Annotated in this window: 18 protein-coding genes and 1 pseudogene; 8 read left to right on the top strand and 11 right to left on the bottom strand. The window is 46.2% G+C overall.

Annotation, left to right across the window (positions count from 1 at the left end):
- Positions 1 to 2 precede the first annotated feature (2 nt).
- Positions 3 to 1,124: a Ger(x)C family spore germination protein gene (locus JCM19037_RS01920; RefSeq protein ID WP_042397266.1), complete on the top strand. Its 1,122-nt coding sequence runs from the start codon at positions 3 to 5 to the stop codon at positions 1,122 to 1,124.
- 305 nt (positions 1,125 to 1,429) lie between these two features.
- Here JCM19037_RS01920 and JCM19037_RS01910 read toward each other — a convergent pair whose 3' ends face one another.
- From JCM19037_RS01910 to JCM19037_RS01900, 3 genes are read right to left on the bottom strand one after another with little or no spacing between them, the layout of a single operon-like run.
- Positions 1,430 to 2,281, bottom strand: a complete 852-nt coding sequence (locus tag JCM19037_RS01910; protein WP_042397261.1) for a transglutaminase family protein — start codon at positions 2,279 to 2,281, stop codon at positions 1,430 to 1,432.
- 30 nt (positions 2,282 to 2,311) lie between these two features.
- Positions 2,312 to 3,235, bottom strand: coding sequence for an alpha-E domain-containing protein (locus JCM19037_RS01905; protein WP_042397258.1), 924 nt, complete (start codon positions 3,233 to 3,235; stop codon positions 2,312 to 2,314).
- A 14-nt stretch (positions 3,236 to 3,249) separates the two neighbouring features.
- Positions 3,250 to 4,629 (bottom strand): circularly permuted type 2 ATP-grasp protein, encoded by a 1,380-nt coding sequence (locus JCM19037_RS01900; RefSeq protein WP_042397388.1) that lies wholly within the window; start codon positions 4,627 to 4,629, stop codon positions 3,250 to 3,252.
- Positions 4,630 to 4,884: 255 nt separating this feature from the next.
- Between JCM19037_RS01900 and JCM19037_RS01895 the strand changes: the two genes are divergently transcribed.
- The 5 genes from JCM19037_RS01895 (at position 4,885) to JCM19037_RS01885 (ending at position 8,277) form a co-directional block, all read left to right on the top strand.
- Positions 4,885 to 5,157, top strand: a complete 273-nt coding sequence (locus tag JCM19037_RS01895) for a hypothetical protein (protein WP_042397257.1) — start codon at positions 4,885 to 4,887, stop codon at positions 5,155 to 5,157.
- Positions 5,158 to 5,201: 44 nt separating this feature from the next.
- Positions 5,202 to 5,360, top strand: a complete 159-nt coding sequence (locus JCM19037_RS25445) for a hypothetical protein (protein WP_193744632.1) — start codon at positions 5,202 to 5,204, stop codon at positions 5,358 to 5,360.
- 410 nt (positions 5,361 to 5,770) lie between these two features.
- Positions 5,771 to 6,199 (top strand): hypothetical protein, encoded by a 429-nt coding sequence (locus JCM19037_RS21800; protein ID WP_052363436.1) that lies wholly within the window; start codon positions 5,771 to 5,773, stop codon positions 6,197 to 6,199.
- Positions 6,115 to 6,612: an STAS domain-containing protein gene (locus tag JCM19037_RS21795; protein ID WP_193744631.1), complete on the top strand. Its 498-nt coding sequence runs from the start codon at positions 6,115 to 6,117 to the stop codon at positions 6,610 to 6,612. The genes JCM19037_RS21800 and JCM19037_RS21795 overlap by 85 nt, the downstream gene beginning before the upstream one ends.
- Positions 6,613 to 7,116: 504 nt before the next feature.
- Positions 7,117 to 8,277 carry a M20 family metallopeptidase gene (locus JCM19037_RS01885; protein ID WP_042397254.1) on the top strand — a complete coding sequence of 387 codons (1,161 nt, stop codon included), beginning with the start codon at positions 7,117 to 7,119 and terminating at the stop codon, positions 8,275 to 8,277.
- A gap of 974 nt (positions 8,278 to 9,251) precedes the next feature.
- On the opposite strand, the gene JCM19037_RS01875 is transcribed toward JCM19037_RS01885, so the two are convergent.
- The 8 genes and pseudogenes from JCM19037_RS01875 to JCM19037_RS26435 form a co-directional block, all read right to left on the bottom strand.
- Positions 9,252 to 10,169: a mannitol-1-phosphate 5-dehydrogenase gene (locus JCM19037_RS01875; RefSeq protein ID WP_255357827.1), complete on the bottom strand. Its 918-nt coding sequence runs from the start codon at positions 10,167 to 10,169 to the stop codon at positions 9,252 to 9,254.
- A gap of 31 nt (positions 10,170 to 10,200) precedes the next feature.
- Positions 10,201 to 10,389 (bottom strand): hypothetical protein, encoded by a 189-nt coding sequence (locus tag JCM19037_RS28060; protein ID WP_255357826.1) that lies wholly within the window; start codon positions 10,387 to 10,389, stop codon positions 10,201 to 10,203.
- A complete protein-coding gene (locus JCM19037_RS01870) occupies positions 10,390 to 10,818 on the bottom strand; it encodes a PTS sugar transporter subunit IIA (RefSeq protein WP_042397249.1) in 429 nt (142 codons plus the stop codon).
- Positions 10,815 to 11,822 carry a BglG family transcription antiterminator gene (locus JCM19037_RS01865; RefSeq protein WP_042397247.1) on the bottom strand — a complete coding sequence of 336 codons (1,008 nt, stop codon included), beginning with the start codon at positions 11,820 to 11,822 and terminating at the stop codon, positions 10,815 to 10,817. The genes JCM19037_RS01870 and JCM19037_RS01865 overlap by 4 nt, the downstream gene beginning before the upstream one ends.
- Positions 11,819 to 12,868: a PRD domain-containing protein gene (locus JCM19037_RS01860; protein ID WP_042397245.1), complete on the bottom strand. Its 1,050-nt coding sequence runs from the start codon at positions 12,866 to 12,868 to the stop codon at positions 11,819 to 11,821. The genes JCM19037_RS01865 and JCM19037_RS01860 overlap by 4 nt, the downstream gene beginning before the upstream one ends.
- 18 nt (positions 12,869 to 12,886) lie before the next feature.
- Positions 12,887 to 13,428: pseudogene (locus JCM19037_RS26445) on the bottom strand (PTS mannitol transporter subunit IICBA); the annotation flags it as partial.
- Positions 13,369 to 13,761 carry a hypothetical protein gene (locus JCM19037_RS26440; RefSeq protein ID WP_238544490.1) on the bottom strand — a complete coding sequence of 131 codons (393 nt, stop codon included), beginning with the start codon at positions 13,759 to 13,761 and terminating at the stop codon, positions 13,369 to 13,371. The pseudogene JCM19037_RS26445 and the gene JCM19037_RS26440, both read right to left, overlap by 60 nt.
- Positions 13,758 to 14,603 carry a PTS transporter subunit EIIC gene (locus tag JCM19037_RS26435; protein ID WP_238544489.1) on the bottom strand — a complete coding sequence of 282 codons (846 nt, stop codon included), beginning with the start codon at positions 14,601 to 14,603 and terminating at the stop codon, positions 13,758 to 13,760. Before JCM19037_RS26435 ends, JCM19037_RS26440 begins: the two co-directional genes overlap by 4 nt.
- Before the next feature lie 197 nt (positions 14,604 to 14,800).
- On the opposite strand from JCM19037_RS26435, the gene JCM19037_RS01850 reads away from it, so the two are divergent.
- The gene (locus tag JCM19037_RS01850) at positions 14,801 to 15,181 is read left to right on the top strand and encodes a GntR family transcriptional regulator (RefSeq protein WP_193744630.1); all 381 of its coding nucleotides are present in this window, start codon (positions 14,801 to 14,803) and stop codon (positions 15,179 to 15,181) included.
- Positions 15,178 to 16,056 carry an ABC transporter ATP-binding protein gene (locus tag JCM19037_RS01845; RefSeq protein ID WP_042397242.1) on the top strand — a complete coding sequence of 293 codons (879 nt, stop codon included), beginning with the start codon at positions 15,178 to 15,180 and terminating at the stop codon, positions 16,054 to 16,056. Before JCM19037_RS01850 ends, JCM19037_RS01845 begins: the two co-directional genes overlap by 4 nt.
- Positions 16,057 to 16,058 lie beyond the last annotated feature (2 nt).

Below are 16,058 nucleotides of genomic sequence, written 5' to 3'. Positions count from 1 at the left end.
CTATGAAGTTCTTCACAAAACTAACCATTTGCTTACTCGCCTGTCTTTTACTTACGAGCTGTTGGGGGGCAAAAGAAATTCAACACCAATCGTATGTCACAGCGATTGGCATTGATTATGAGGACGATGAATACGTTCTCTATTATGAGTTTCTCAACTATAGTACTGTAGCCAAATCGGAAGCCCCTGGCCTTGGTGAAGGAAAGTCTGAAATTGCGATCGCCCAAGCAAGCGGCTATACACTAGAATGGATCGTCGGAGAAATTGAACGCGCCGCCGCCACTCCAATTAGTTATAGTCATATCAACACCGTTTACCTATCACCGAACGCGCTTGAGAAAGAACACTTAAATGTCGTGATTGATTTTCTCGGTCGTTGGCCATCGATTCGGTACAATACGTGGCTATTCGCTTCCAACGCTTCGGTTGAGGATACAATGGCGAACAATAGTTTTTTTGATCGTGCACCGATCTACACATTCACATTCGACCCTGAAGAAATGCTGAACAACAACTCGTTTATCTCGGTAACGACATTGCAAGAGCTCGTGCAATATTATTATGAGCCGACGAGTACTGTGCTCATTCCGTCCATTAATATAGATAGCGAGACATGGCGAGATGAAAATCAACCCAATGACGCACTCGCCGTTGACGGTGGCTATTTCATTGCCGGTCAAGAGTGCAAAGGTTTTTTAAGTTGGGAGCAACTAAAAGGGATGGACTGGTTTGTGGAGCAGACGCGCTTGTTGCACGTCGTTCTGCCAGAAGATCGTATCTCTGCGGCCATTCAAGACCCGACGAGCAAGGTGGAGATCTTAGCAAATGAAGACACTCCAGCATTTGCCGTTACTATTACAGCAAACGCTGACGTATTAGCAAACCCTGACGAAAAGTCACTTCAAGATATTCAAAAGATGCTAGAAGATACCATTGAAGAAGATATAAGAAGAACGTTTACTTACGGTGTAGAAATGGGGGCAGACATCTTGCACCTAACCGAAAGACCATTTCGCTTTCACCCAGGCTTGTGGAGCGTCGAGCAGTTGCAAAACCTTGAAGAGGACGCCCTGCAAAATGTAAACATTGACGTGCGCATTCAAACCGAAGGAGACTATCAATAGGGGTAATTACTTGTTATTTCATTACAGCAAAGGTGCGTGGTTGTGTCGTTTGGGTGCATTTCTTTGTCGGAAATGTGCGCTCTCATGTCGAAAGTGTGCGGTTCTTTGTCGAATCTGTGCACTTTCTTGTCGAAACCGTGCACTCCCGTGTCGAAAGCGTGCACTTCCATGTCGAAACAGTGCACTCCCCAACAACGAACGTATTTAACAGCGCTTTAGGCAGATTTCCATCATCGAAATTCCAGCCACACCAAAAAGACGGAAGTAAAGGCGCGTGCCTTTACTTCCGCCTTTTTGACATGACATTAAGATTCTAACAATGTGACAGACACGCTCACATCAAGGTTCTGATTTCCACCTCGATACACGCCTTGGACTGGACTCACGTCTGCGTAGTCGCGTCCAACCCCGACACGGATATGATTTTCTAGTGCTTCTACGTTATTCGTCGGATCCAGCCCAATCCAACCGATGCCTGGTGCCATAAACTCAATCCATGCGTGACTGGCCGCATCCCCGACGAGTGCTGAATCTTCTCCGACGTACAGATAGCCACTTAAATAACGGGCCGGGATGCCTTGTGCTCGAAGTACGCCAATCATGACGTGCGCAATGTCTTGACACACCCCAGATTTCAGTTCGATAGCGTCTTTCGCGACGGTGTTGACGTCGGTCGTTGTCGGATCATATGTGAACTGGTTGTATAGGTATTCCATAAGTGATTTCGCAAATTGAACCGGATTCGGGATGTTTCCAATCTCGTTCCATACCTGTTGTACTTGCTCCATCGTCACATACGTATAGTTTGTTTGGCTGAGGAACGGCAAATATTGCGCTCGAAAGAGCTGAGAATTAAAAATATTTTGCATTGCTCCTGAATACGTCAACTGGTCGACAAAAGGGCTTCTTTGGATGCTTACTGTAGATGTTGTTTTCACTTCTAAATGCGTATGTGTTTCCGCAATATAAAACGTCTCGACCAAGTTCCCCCATAAATCTGTATGCTGTGCGGTAAGCGAGTGCGGTGTGATTTCTGTATGATACGCAAGCAGCCGCTGACACTCGTCCGTTTTCGGCATCAATCGGATCGTGTTCATACTTTGGTCTACCTGCGTATCATAATCAAAGCGGTTTAGGTGCACAATTTCGTATTTCACAACAAGCACTCCTCATCCCGTAATCGATTGTTACCTATTGTATTCACCCACTTGAAGAGGGGTGTAATAGGTTTTCAATTGGTCAATCTCTTCGGTTAGATCAATATCCTCAAACGCTAACTGCTCTACACGTTCTATAATGACATTAATCTCTTGAAAAAGAAACTGAGTATAGTTGGATCCTTGCGGCCCCTGCATTTTTTCAATCGCTTTGTTCGCACGTCTCACACAGTAATGAATGGAACCTGGGAAATCTGAATGCCCGATAATAAATGAAAGAATCGGTTTAGGATCCATTGTCGGATTCTTTTGCGTCATAAACGCTTCGGTCCCGTTTACGAGTTGCAATGCTTGCCGCATATAATAACGGATTGAGCTAGGATCGCCTTCCAGTCGCTCGCTTATCGCTTGCAACGTCCGCTGCGTATACTCCGCTCGCTCCATCCACTTGCCCACCTTCATCATCTGATAAGGCATGCCCCGCATGGTCGTCGATTCAATGACCCCTTGTACCGATAAAGAAGTCATTTTTACACGTCGAAGCAAATTCTGCATCTGGTAATCGGTAAAGTCTTCGAACTTGGCAAACTTCACATCCAAATAGAAAACATTAATCACTTGCCACAAATCGTGGTTAATGTGGTCCCTTACACTTCGTGCATTCTCTCTGGCGGTACGCACACAATTAAGGACGGCATTCGGATTGTCTTGCTCAAATAGTAGATACTCCAACACTTGGTACATGGCAATGTTTCCGTTTTTTCTAATCTTCTCAGCTTCACCAGAAGAGGCTGCAATATTCAACGCAGTATCAAATTCTTGTTGGACGAGTAGATCATCTTCAGATGTTTCGAGAACTTGCACGAGTTGCACCGACAAGAGCCCAGCTGTTTTCTCAGCTCGCTCTATATTTCTTGACATCCAGTACAACGCATCCGCAACGCGTATGAGCATCTATACTTCCTCCTTTAGCACCAAGTGTCCTTGCCTCCACCGCCTTGAGAGGAGTTCACAACGAGTGAACCTTTTTTCAATGCCACTCGTGACAATCCTCCAGGTATGACTTGAATGTCTTTTCCACTCATCGCATACACCCGTAAATCAACGTGGCATGGGTAGAACTCATTGCCTTGAAAAGCTGGCGCTCGACTTAGTTTTATCGTCGGTTGAGCGATATATTGGTGCGGCTCAGAAATGATTTTCTCTCGGAACTTATTGATCTTCTCGTTTGTAGAATGAGGCCCAATTAACATGTCGTAGCCTCCAGAAGCACCTACATTTTTGACGACGAGCTCATCTAACCGTTCCAGCACCCAATCTCGATGTTCTGGCTTTCGTAACGAGTACGTGTCCACATTTCGAAGGATTGGCTCTTCATTTAAATAGTATTGAATCATATCCGGAACGTATGCATACATTGCCTTGTCATCCGCGACACCGTTTCCTAATGCATTTACAATCGCAACGTTCCCTTGTGAAAATGCGCGATATAATCCTTCAACCCCGAGTAAGGAATCAGGTCTAAAATGGGCGGGGTCCAAATATTCATCATCAATGCGGCGATAAATAACATCCACTTGCTTAAGGCCATAAATCGTTCGCATGAACACATGATCATCTTTCACGACCAAATCCGGACTTTCTACTAACTGTATGCCCATTTGTTGGGCTAAAAAGACATGATCATAATACGCAGAGTTAAATACCCCAGGTGTAAGCAGAACAGCCGTTGACGCTGAACCGTTCGTACTATACTCCATTAAAGCTTTGCGCATATCATCCATTTGTTCTTCTAATGTGTATAACGCGTGTTGCTTAAAGAACTCTGGATACACTTGTCTCATTACATATCGGTTTTGAAACATGTAACTTAACCCGCTCGGATTTCGTAAATTATCTTCAAGAACACGATATTCCCCGTGCTCATCACGAATGAGATCAATGCCTGATAAAAATAAATGGTTCCCTAGTGGGAATGACGTTTCTTTCAACTCTTTCAAATAGTATGGATTGTCATACACCAAATTCTTCGGAATCACTTCGTCATGAAGAATCTTTTGCTCGCTGTATATGTCATCAAGAAAAGCATTTAGCGCCTTTAACCGTTGCTTTACGCCCCGCTCAATCTCTTGCCATTCCTCACTGGAAATGATAATCGGAATAAAATCAAACGGCATCGTTCGTTCTGTGCCTGCGTTATCTTTATAAACTGTAAATGTGATACCTTGTCGCAAGAAAGAGGCTTGTGCTTGCTCGTGTTTGAGTTGAAGCTCTGCTGATTCAAACGAATCAATTGTTCGATGCAACAAACGGTAGTGGGACTTCACTTCACCTTGTGACGTGAACATTTCATCAAAATATGCATCTGTGTTATACGGCTGTAATTTCTTCACGCTCAATCATTCACCCCTTATTTTTATTTCCTCTTTCGTCATTTCCCTGATTTTTGACAATTGAAACAATTACAAACTGAATTATGAATAAACCCTGCACATCTGTGTAATAATATGGGTACCTTTGAATCAATTACATTCGAAAATGTTTTTGATTACGGTGGTGAGGGTAACGCTTAGTAAAACGTTTACAGAACGGGTGGTGTACCGATGGATCTGTTACTTGTGTCGCTAATTTTTATTGCGTATATGTGCATGATCTTTCCAATGACCCATATGCTTATTTCGAGAAACACTGATCCGCATGTTTATTATGTGTTACTTCCTACGCTCGTTGGTTTGCCGGTATTCTTTATGAGCCAACCTTTCGTACATGAAGCGTCGACACCTATCGTCTTTGCCGCATCAATGTTGCCATTTACAGCGATTGCTTCATCAGCAATGATCGGTATTTATTATTTGAAACTTCGGAGAGCTGAATAGCCCTCTTTTTTTTATGCATAATAAAGACATAAGGAGTTGAACTTATGTCTAAAAATAATAAAGAACAAAAGCACGACCATCAGTTCAGAGAAACGAAAAACCACGGGGAGCATCGTAACGGAAGACTAAGCCAGTTTAAAAATCATACGTCCGGTGATGGGGAAGAGCATAACGAATATTTAAGCAAAGAAGACGGCGAATAGAGGCAAGCCGATAGAACAAGAGACCCGTACTCTTGTTCTTTTTTGATGAGATGACCTACAATAGGTTTAGCGTTGCCGATTATCAAAGTCATCATTCACGACGTAGAATTGGTAAGCATTTAAACACGAATGCTTGATTTATGATATAGCACAAAACGAAGGCACCTTTTTGTCGCACCTAGAGGAGTGATTATGGTGGTAGCTGGGATCTTCTTCGGATCTGCCATAAATGGAGCTCTCTCGAGACAAATTTCCATCATTAGGCCTAAACCGGTTTCATAACCTACTTTCTTTATTTTTTCGATATTGATATGATCAAACTATCAACCTATTATGAGCTAAACGACGCAGTCTTTTTAATAGCCGTATTGGAATTCTTTTATTAATTATTTATCGATAAGGAGAAAGCTATGACTAAACACCAATCTCTTCTCGACACTTCCAACAAACTTTTTGCGATTCTTACAAAAGAGTTAAATGTCAACACTGTATATATTGCTCGACGAGACGAGAAGGTGATGACTGTCATTAATGCCCGCAATGAAGACCGGACCATTGTGACACCATCCATGCAAGTGAGTTACGACGATTCGAATTGCCGATATGTACACGAGAGCTCGTCAGGCACACAATCATTTAAAAATCTGATGGCCGATCCTGAAACGAAAAATCGCTCCATCACCGAACAGCTACAAGTGAAAACATTTTTGGGCGTCACGATCCAACGCATGAACGGGGTGCCGTTTGGAACGCTTTGCATTATGGACCTGAAGAGAAGACGTTTACCGATGATCAGATCGCCTTCGTCGAATCGTTTGCTTACGTATTGTCTTACATGATAGAACTTGATGAGACAATCCACGACTTAGAGCTCATTAGCGTTCCCATTATGCCACTCACACCGGAGTTAGCCATTCTTGCTCTCCAAGGAAACATTAATGATCGACGTGCGAACAAGATTATGGAAGATACGCTACACTATGCATCTGAAAAGCGGATTCACCATTTCGTCATTGACCTCTCAGAAATGCTTCACACGGAGCAAAGTTCAGTAGACTTGTTGAAACGGCTCGTATCAGCGTTGCGGTTAATGGGCGTCCGGGTCATTTTGTCTGGCATTCCTGTGTCTCTAGCCAAAGACAGCACGACGATTGAACTTTTAAACAAACTTGATGTTGACTATGTGAGTCGACTAGAGAGTGCCCTTCCTCGCTTAGGTTTCGAGATTACGAAAGTTGGCCCACAATCGTAAGCATGAGTCGCTGAAAAAAGGTCTCTCTTTACTTTCTCGGATTTAGAATTGCCATCGTACTTTAGTAAGAACGGGCCCTCCCTGAAAGCCTTGATGTAAAATCCCGCTCATCTGCTTCCATATTCTCTGGTTTGGAAGCAGACACTCATAGATTGGAACCAGAACTACACCGACTGCTCATTTTTAGTAGATCTGATTCCAATCGACTGTCTTTGGAAACAGATCATTCATTTAATGGCTCTACAATATTACAGCGCCTCATTATATATCCATTCACTCGTATTTAAATTTCTCCAAGTATAATGTAGAATATACTTCGGCCATATTGATCCCCCTGTTCATAATTTTCTTGGCGAAAACCGTGTAACAAGGGATCAATATCGCCCTTTTCCTTTTTCAGATGCCTCATTAAACTAAGAAGAAGTTACCCCAACCCCCCCTCTTTTATTCGAACTATTCCTTCAATTATAGTAGACTAGTATAAAAAGAAAGGTGGATTCCCTTATGACTACTCTCCAGTCGTTGTACCCGACCATTGTCGATTGGCGCAGACACTTACATATGCACCCTGAACTTAGTTTTGAGGAAGTGAATACACCCGCATGGATTGCTGACAAATTAGAAGAGCTCGGCTTAGAAGTAACCCGAAACGTCGGTGGCCGCGGCGTCGTTGCCAAGCTCTACGGCGCATCTGCCGGTCCGACACTCGCACTTCGTGCAGACTTTGATGCATTGCCCATTGACGAAGAGAACGCCACAACGTATCGCTCCAAAACCCTTGGGGTGATGCATGCGTGCGGGCATGATGGTCATACCGCCGCACTGCTTGGCGTAGCGACAGTGCTTGCTGACCAAAAAGAAGAACTATCCGGCACACTCGTGTTCATTTTCCAACATGCCGAAGAATTACCTCCTGGCGGTGCTATTGAAATGATTCAAGACGGATGTCTCGAAGACGTAGATGTTATATATGGCGCCCACATCGCATCTGAAATGCCACTTGGCACCGTTAATGTACGCTCGGGACCAGTGATGGCTGCGGTGGACCGTTTCAAGATTCATCTCCAAGGTCGAGGCGGGCACGGCGCGAAGCCACAGACAACTGTCGATTCCATCGTTGCAGGCTCCAAACTTGTAACCGACCTGCAACAAATTGTCGCAAGACGCGTGGACCCAATGGATAACGCGGTCGTCACTGTCGGTGTATTCCAAGCAGGAAAAGCCTTTAACGTAATCGCTGACTCCGCTGTCATTGAAGGGACAGTCCGTACATTCAAACCAGAAACACGAACTGCGATCGAAGAAGAAATTCGCGCAATCATTCAAGGCACAGAGGCGAGTACACACGTTTCTTGCACGGTTGATTACATTAACGGCTACCCGACTCTCGTTAACCATGAGTCAGAAACAGCCCTCGTCGGAAGCATCGCAAAAGAGTTGTTCGGTGAAACGTCTGTCATTAGCGGGCCCCCAATTCTCGGTGGCGAAGACTTCGCCTATTATCTAGAGCACAAACCTGGAAACTTCTTCCACGTCGGTAGTCGCACGGACGAAGAATACACACAGTATCCACATCACCACCCCCGATTCGATTTTGATGAACGCGTATTAGAGAGGATTGGTGAGATGTTCTTGCAACTTGTCAGTCACTATTTGCGAAAATAAATCCGCAACACTGCGTATACAAAAGGTGGCGATTCTTTCAATAAAATTGCCACCTTTTCTCTCGATTTCTACTTACATATTTCCACATGGTGACCGCTAGTTACCCAAGTAAAATTACCGTAACGATAATTGGCATAAAGATAGAAGGAATCGTTGAAATCGCAGTATTGCTATATACACAATATGGGGAGACGTCGGCATGAAATGTTCCGACGACCGTTCGGTCTATCTCCGTTGCCGATGGTTGCTAGCTCTTTCTGGCGCGATCTATATAAGTTGAAGGAAAGAAGTTCTTCAAGAACCAATGGGAAGCTTCATAAAGTGGCAACTGTGCTCTAGTTGGGGAAATCCGTAGGAAAAGCGATATATTCTCATAAACTATGGAACAGATCCCCGGATCATGTGTACACCCGCCGACCCAAAGTACCCAGCATCCTGTCGGCGCGAGCCGCGCCGAACCGCGTACGGTTTCGCTTCGGCCCGCTGGGGCCGATGTGTCGTTGGCACTTCAGCCTGGAATCTGCGCTCCGGTTGTAACAAACTGCGCAGGAGCTTAGCGGCAGGAACGCCCAAGATTGTTAAACTAGGCAAACTTGCGCGTAGAAAGTGTAAACTAGCGCGCAAAATGACATCCAGCACCGCGCTACCCCTTCTACCCAATAGGACAAATCAAGAAAATGTTAAGTTGATCCTATATAGATCGTTTCGGGGGTTATATAGATCACTAATCTCCTAATTATTCCCAAGGACTATAGAGCCAGACGTTTACGTGAGCAAAATTTCACTTCTCCGCATATTTGGATGTCGGAAGTTTCCGCTAGCATAGCTCTCTCAGCTCAATGCAATAGCAAACGTACCGGGTTGTGTAATTTTGATTTCTTGGATAATGAGATTATCAGCATTCGAACGAAGAACACAGCATATTAGCTAGAAAGAAAAAAGACCCACTCTGTTTCAGAATGGGCCTTTATCATCTACTTTTCTTGTTCTAAACGCTCTCTCACCAAGGCAGCTAGTGGGTGTTCACCGTCTAAGCCTGATACGTGAAGAAAAGCCTCATACGCACCGTATTGTTGCACGAGCTGCTCGAGTTCTTCACTTTCCGCATCGCCCTCAGCTCTGAAGAAAAGTGCCTGACAAATCGAGGCAATTAATTGATGTGGCACTTCGCCTTTCTCAGCTAATACACGGGCAGGTTTTACAAGTCGATCATCGCTACCTAATTTACGGATCGGCCCTCTGCCGACACGAGCTACTGTGTCTTCCAAAAATGGATTTTTGAATCTTTCAATGATCCGCTCGACGTACTGCATATGGGCTTCTTTCTCGAACCCATAGTCTTTAACGAGAACTTGGGCGGTCTCATGCAAAGCTGCTCGCACGTTCGCTTCAATCGCTTCGACTTGAAGCGCATCGAGAATCCGTTCTTTGCCAGCGTGAAATCCTGCATACGCGGCAACCGCATGCCCCGTATTAACGGTGAAAAGTTTTCGGTCAATGTATGAGTCGAGATCTGGGACGAGTATTGCTTCACCGAGTTCAACGTCATCTCCAACGAGCGCGCGGTCTTCAACGACCCATTCAAAAAACGGTTCAACCGTGACAGCCAGCGCATCTTTTTGTTGTACATTAGGAACAATCCGGTCAACGGCAGCATCTAGAAATCCGACAGTGCCTTCAAGTGTACGCCGCTCCCCTTCGGACAAATACTCAACCACATGCCCTTTTAACGTCGATGTCGCGCGGATCGCATTTTCACAGGCGATGATGTTCACTGGCGTGTGTCCGTCTCTTTGACCAAGCCCTTTAGCAATTAAAGGCGCGATGTGAGGGAGAATGTTTGGCCCAACAGCTGTCGTAATGATTTGTGCATTAGCGATCGCTCGAATCACTTGCTCTTGCTCATCACGGCTATTCAGCCTGTTACACCTTGAACGTCAAAAGATTCATCAACGGCAGATGCAATTCGGACGGTGTACCTGCCCGCTCTTTTAAAGCAGAGATCACTTCATCATTCACATCAACAAACGTCACCTGATATCCTGCATCACTGAGTACGGCTCCGATAAACCCTCTTCCTATATTCCCTGCACCAAAATGAACGGCTTGCATTTACTCATTCACCTGCGAAAAGAACTCGAGTACATCTTCGGCTGTTTCGGATTGCAACAATCGATGTACATTCTCTTCTTCAGAACATGCAATGGCAATCTTAGAGAGAATATCCAAATGTTCTCCGTCCTTACCGGCAATGCCAATCACGAGTTGCGCGGTGTTACCGTCCCAATCAATTGGGTCATTCAAGAGCAATACGGAAAGCCCAGACTGTTGGACTTCATCGCGAGAATCTTCCGTGCCGTGAGGAATGGCAAGCAAATTCCCCATATACGTTGATGTAATCTCCTCACGGGCATGCATCTTCTCAATATAACTTTCGGTTACATAACCTTCACGTACAAGAACGTCTCCTGCTCCAGTGATCGCTTCTTCGCGTGTTGCAGCTGTTGCGTTTAGTTGAATGTTTTCTTTTTTTAAGATCATGGTGATTCGTCTCCTTTTGCAATGGCGTCGGCTAAATACTCTCGACATGCCTCTTCTAGCCATTTTTTTAATTCGAATTGTGAGCCGATTCTTAGGTGTTCGGTTTGTTCTGGTGAGTCGATGAACAGTGTACTCAAGAAACTCATAAACCGAAGGTCGGACTGTGACATGTGTAACGGGGCGGCCATGATGTACACACGGTTGACCCGCTCTTCTTCCTCCCCCATCGATCGTAGCGACGCCTCCCGTTCCAAGTCAAACGCTTGAAGGAAGGGACGAAGCACCGTCTCGTCTCTTGCATGGTAGAGAGCAAGGCCCGTGCCAGGGATCGCCAATCCGCCTTTCGACTCTCGAGCATTGAGCGCTTCCACCCAACGTACGGCATTAGCGATACTTCCTTCATGCTCCAATTGTTCCGCGCTTTGCCGAAGCCCCGTCTCTACGTCTATTGCCTGAAAAATTGTAAACGACCCGGTCACATGAAACATCGCTGTCGCCAAATCTGCATACCGGGCGAATGGAACATTCCCCTTTGGTTGCGGTTTGCGCACATCACGACCGACCGTTAACAACGTATCGTCAATGTAGTGACGAATGGTTTGCACTTCATTTTCTGTAAGCACAGGACTTACATGAAACACTTGCTCATTATTCATTTCCATATTGACAGTGGAAATGATCAAGTCATACACCTTTCCCGTCCCTTCGTTCAAATCAAACATCGAAGCATTTTCGATCTTTGTGATTTCCGGGAACTCCTGTTGCAAACGGCTAGCGAGCATCTTCGCCGACCCGATGCCACTCGGACATATGACGAGCGCTGACAACTCTTGCCACCGTTTTCTACGCTCTAATACCGAGCCAAAATGCAACACAAGAAACCCAATTTCCTCATCTGGAATGCGAAGAGGGGCAAATACACGGTTCGCTTCCTGATCAACCGCCTGAAATAAATCGGTATAATCCCCTCGAAGTCGTTCGAGCAACGGATTCGTAATCTTCATATGTTGGCGGATCCGATACAGTGCAGCTTCAAGTGCGCCAACAAATCTTGCAGGAGGACATGTTCATGGAACTGCACGCCAAGCGCATCTTCCACTCCGGAGATGAGCCGTTTAATCCGGGAAATAAGCTCACCGTTCGACTCCTCAAACGGTTGATCCGGCATGCCCCCTACCCTTGCTCCTCGTAAATGCATGACGAGGTAGCCAAACTCTTCTCGAGGAAGGGATATATCAAACTCATCTTGGAGAGCTAAACCGAGCTCATATGCATGGACGTACTCGTCGGTTTGCTCGAGCGCTTCCAATTGGTCGGTATCCATTTGAATCGCTTCTCCCATGCCGAGCCGTTCGATTGCAAGCGTCGTATGGACGACGAGGGCAATGAGTGACTGGTCAACCATATGCGGGAAGTGTTCAGCTTTGACACTTCTTACCGCCCCTAGCACTCGCTTTACCCGGCCAATATCGACCACATGAAGCAGTCGTTCCGTCACCTTTTCTTCCATTTGTTCATCGTGAACCGCCGCAAACAGCGTCTCTTCCGTCAAGCGGCTCGATAAAATGCCACTCAGCGCCCGCCGCTTGTTCGTTTCCGACCCTTCAACCTCAATGCCATATCCACGACGACGAATGAGCGACAATCCGTACCCGTTCAACCATTCCGCAGTTTTATCCAAGTCACTGCTCACTGTCGACGCCGTCACCCCAAGATGGTGCGATAGCGTGAACAACTTCACCGGTTCCCCTGCGGCAAGCAACTGAACGAGCAACACCCCTTGCCGCTCTTGTGATGTAAATTCCGCCGAAGACACCGACTCAAGGTAAGTGCGTAAAGCTTCCAAATCTCCTTGTAAGAAAACCGTGCGGTTCCGATTGCGAATCAACGTCAAGCCAAAAGGTTGGACGGTCCGCTCCAACGCCTTCAAATCCCTCTGAATCGTTCGAAGGCTAACCGAGGCATCTTCAGCCAATCGTGACAAACCGACCGGTTCTCCTGCAGTCACAAGTGTCGTGAGCAGAATACGTTCTCGTGCCGTCATGTGCATGAAGATCACCTCCGAATACTAGGATTGGTTTTTCAAACGCTCCACAAGGTCATTGTATTTTGGGCTATTTAAGAAATTATCAACGGAAATGTGCTCAGCGTCCGGCTGCTTCTCTTTCGCCCGAGCAGTCAAATCTTTATGCGTGATCACAAGGTCCACATCATCAGGAATCGCACTCACCGCCGTATTCGAGACGTCAACGCCTTCAATTCCTGCCTTTTTGAACTTGTCTTTGAGCATTGATGCACCCATCGCACTCGAGCCCATCCCCGCGTCACAAGCAAAAATAACTTTTTCGATCTTTGCGGTAACGTGTTGTTCGTCATTAGTTTTACCCGTTTGCAAGCCATCAATAACTTCTTGATAACGTGGGCTGTTCATAAAGTTATCGACCGATACGTGAATCGCATCTGGATGTTGCTCCTTCGCACGAGTCGTTAAATCTTTGTGCGTGATCACAAGATCTGCTTCGGTCGGAATGTTGCTAATCGACGTATTCGTCACATCCACCCTTCGATGCCTGCCTTTTTCACACGATCTTTCATGACCGATGCACCCATCGCACTCGACCCCATACCTGCGTCGCAAGCAAAGATAATCGTTGAAACATCCGCATAACTTTTGCTCGTTCCATCAGACGATGCCTTCGCATTTCCCTTCATCGCAGCCATTTTTTCTTTCGCCTCGTCAAGGTTCTCTTCTTCACCTTTTCGGTCGAACTTAAGAATCGGTGCAGCAATCGCGAATGTGACACCGGCGGCGACGAGTACAGCAAGCAATGCGCCTAATGTGCTGCCACTTGCAGCAAACCCGAGGATCATAAAGATGCTTCCCGGTGCGGGTACACCTGTAAGTCCGACTTCAAGCAACTGGACGATAAACACACCGCTCATCCCCCTGCAATTAGGGCAATGATGAGTTGTGGCTTCATCAACACGTACGGGAAGTAAATTTCGTGAATCCCCCCGAAGAAGTGAATAATCCCTGCACCGTAAGAAGATGCCCGGGCCGCGCCTTTACCGAAGATCATGAACGCAAGGAGAATGCCAATACCCGGCCCTGGGTTCGCTTCGAGCATGAGGAGCATTGATTCGCCGAACTCTGAAATTTGACTAGAGGCGATTGGCGTAATGATGCCGTGGTTAATCGCGTTATTCAAAAAGAGGATTTTAGCGGGCTCAATGAAGATTGAAACGAGTGGCAACGCACCAATTCCAATCATCGCGTCAACACCGGCACCAAGCGCTGCGGTAAACCCTACGACGAGAGGGCTAATCGCTAGAGAACCAAGAATTGCAAAGACCGCACCGATAATTCCGGCAGAGAAGTTGTTAATGAGCATCTCAAAACCTGACGGGATTTTCCCATCCATCCATTGGTCAAATTTCTTAATCGCATAACCACCGAGAGGTCCCATAATCATTGCACCGATAAACATCGGTATGTCTGCAGCGACAATGACACCCATCGCTGCGGTGGCGCCAACGACACCTCCACGAAAATCATGCAACATCCGACCACCGGCAAATGCAATGAGCAGTGGCAATAAGTAGATGACCATCGGGTCAACAAAAGCTTCCAAAAACAGGTGAATATCCGATGTTTCAGGTAAGCTCATCGCAATGGCAGTAATAATCCCCCACGCAATGAATGCGCCGATGTTCGGCATGATCATGCTGCTTAGGTTACTACCAAAACGCTGAATTCGCGCGCGTACACTCTTCTTTTCAGCCATATAAAATACCCCCTTAATCTTTTTTTGTTACGTTTAGTGTAAGACGCCAAAACCGTTGCTACAACAAAAGGAAAACGCAATTCTGTCGTTTCTGTCGCGACAAAATTGAAGATCAGCTGTTGACAATATGATCGGCCTGCTATATGGTTAGTTACATAACCAACTAACCGTTTAACCATAAAGGTGGTGAACTTCATTTGCGCCCAACATTGGATGACAAACGTCCGATCTTCCAACAGATCCGAGAAATGATTGAAGATGAAATCGTTGATGGTCGCTTGCTAGAAGAATCGCAAGCCCCTTCTACAAATCAATTGGTTGCCTACTACAAAATTAACCCGGCTACGGTTCTAAAAGGATTAAACGAGCTTGTAGACGCGGGAATCTTATACAAAAAGCGAGGGGTCGGTATGTTCGTTGCAAAAGGAGCAAAAGCAACACTGCTCAATGAACGAAAACAAGTATTTCAAGAAGACTACGTGGCACGCATGCTACAGGAAGCCAACCGCCTTGGCCTTTCTGTTGATGACGTGCAGCAGATGATCGACAGCATGAAAAAGAGAGGAGACGCAAAATGACCATTCAAGTAAAAGCCGAAGCCATTTCGCTTCGAAAGAAAAATAAGCAGATTGTGCAAAATATTAACTTTACGTTAGAAGGTAATAAGATCGTCGGCTTGCTTGGTCGAAACGGCGCAGGAAAAACGAGCCTTTTATCCATTCTTGCCGCTTTCCGCCCAGCAACAAACGGTCAGTTTCTTTTAAATGGGGAAGATGTGTTTGAAAACCCGAAAGCAATGGAACAAATCATTTTCGTCCGCGAGCGGAATGTCGAGTATGAAACCGAGAAAGTGAGCCGCTGGATTGATACCGCTCAACAGTTGCGCCCGAACTTTGACCGGGCGTACGCCGATGAACTCGCGAAGCGGTTCAAGCTGCCCCAAGATTCAAAGGTCTCTAAGTTGTCACGGGGGATGCAATCCGCCTTGCACGTCATTATCGGCCTGGCGAGCCGCGCACCTGTAACGCTCTTCGACGAAGCCTATTTAGGGATGGACGCACCGGCCAGAGAGATCTTTTACGAAGAAGTGCTCCGAGACTTCGTTGAGCACCCGCGTCTCATCATCTTAAGCACCCACCTGATTTCTGAAATGGATGGGTTGTTTGAAGAAGTGGCCATCATTCATGAAGGCGAACTGCTCCTCCACGAAGGAAAGGAAGAAGTATTGGAGCGTGGCTACCGGTTGACAGGTGATGCTGAGGCGGTTGATCAGCTATCTGAAAACAAACGCGTCCTCAAAACCGAATCACTCGGTGGCACGAAAAGTGTGATGGTTTATGGGGAGCTCGCAGAAAAGGATGAACGGCTAGCGCGCTCGCACGGCCTGGAGATCGGCACGTTATCGTTGCAGGAACTGTTTATTCATTTAACGGAGGTGGACCATCATGAGTAATC

This window comes from Geomicrobium sp. JCM 19037, from assembly GCF_000698105.1.
GTDB lineage: Bacteria > Bacillota > Bacilli > Bacillales > Marinococcaceae > Geomicrobium_A.
The sequence above is the reverse complement of the archived record's forward strand: the minus strand, read 5'-3'. Positions and strand labels throughout refer to the sequence as shown.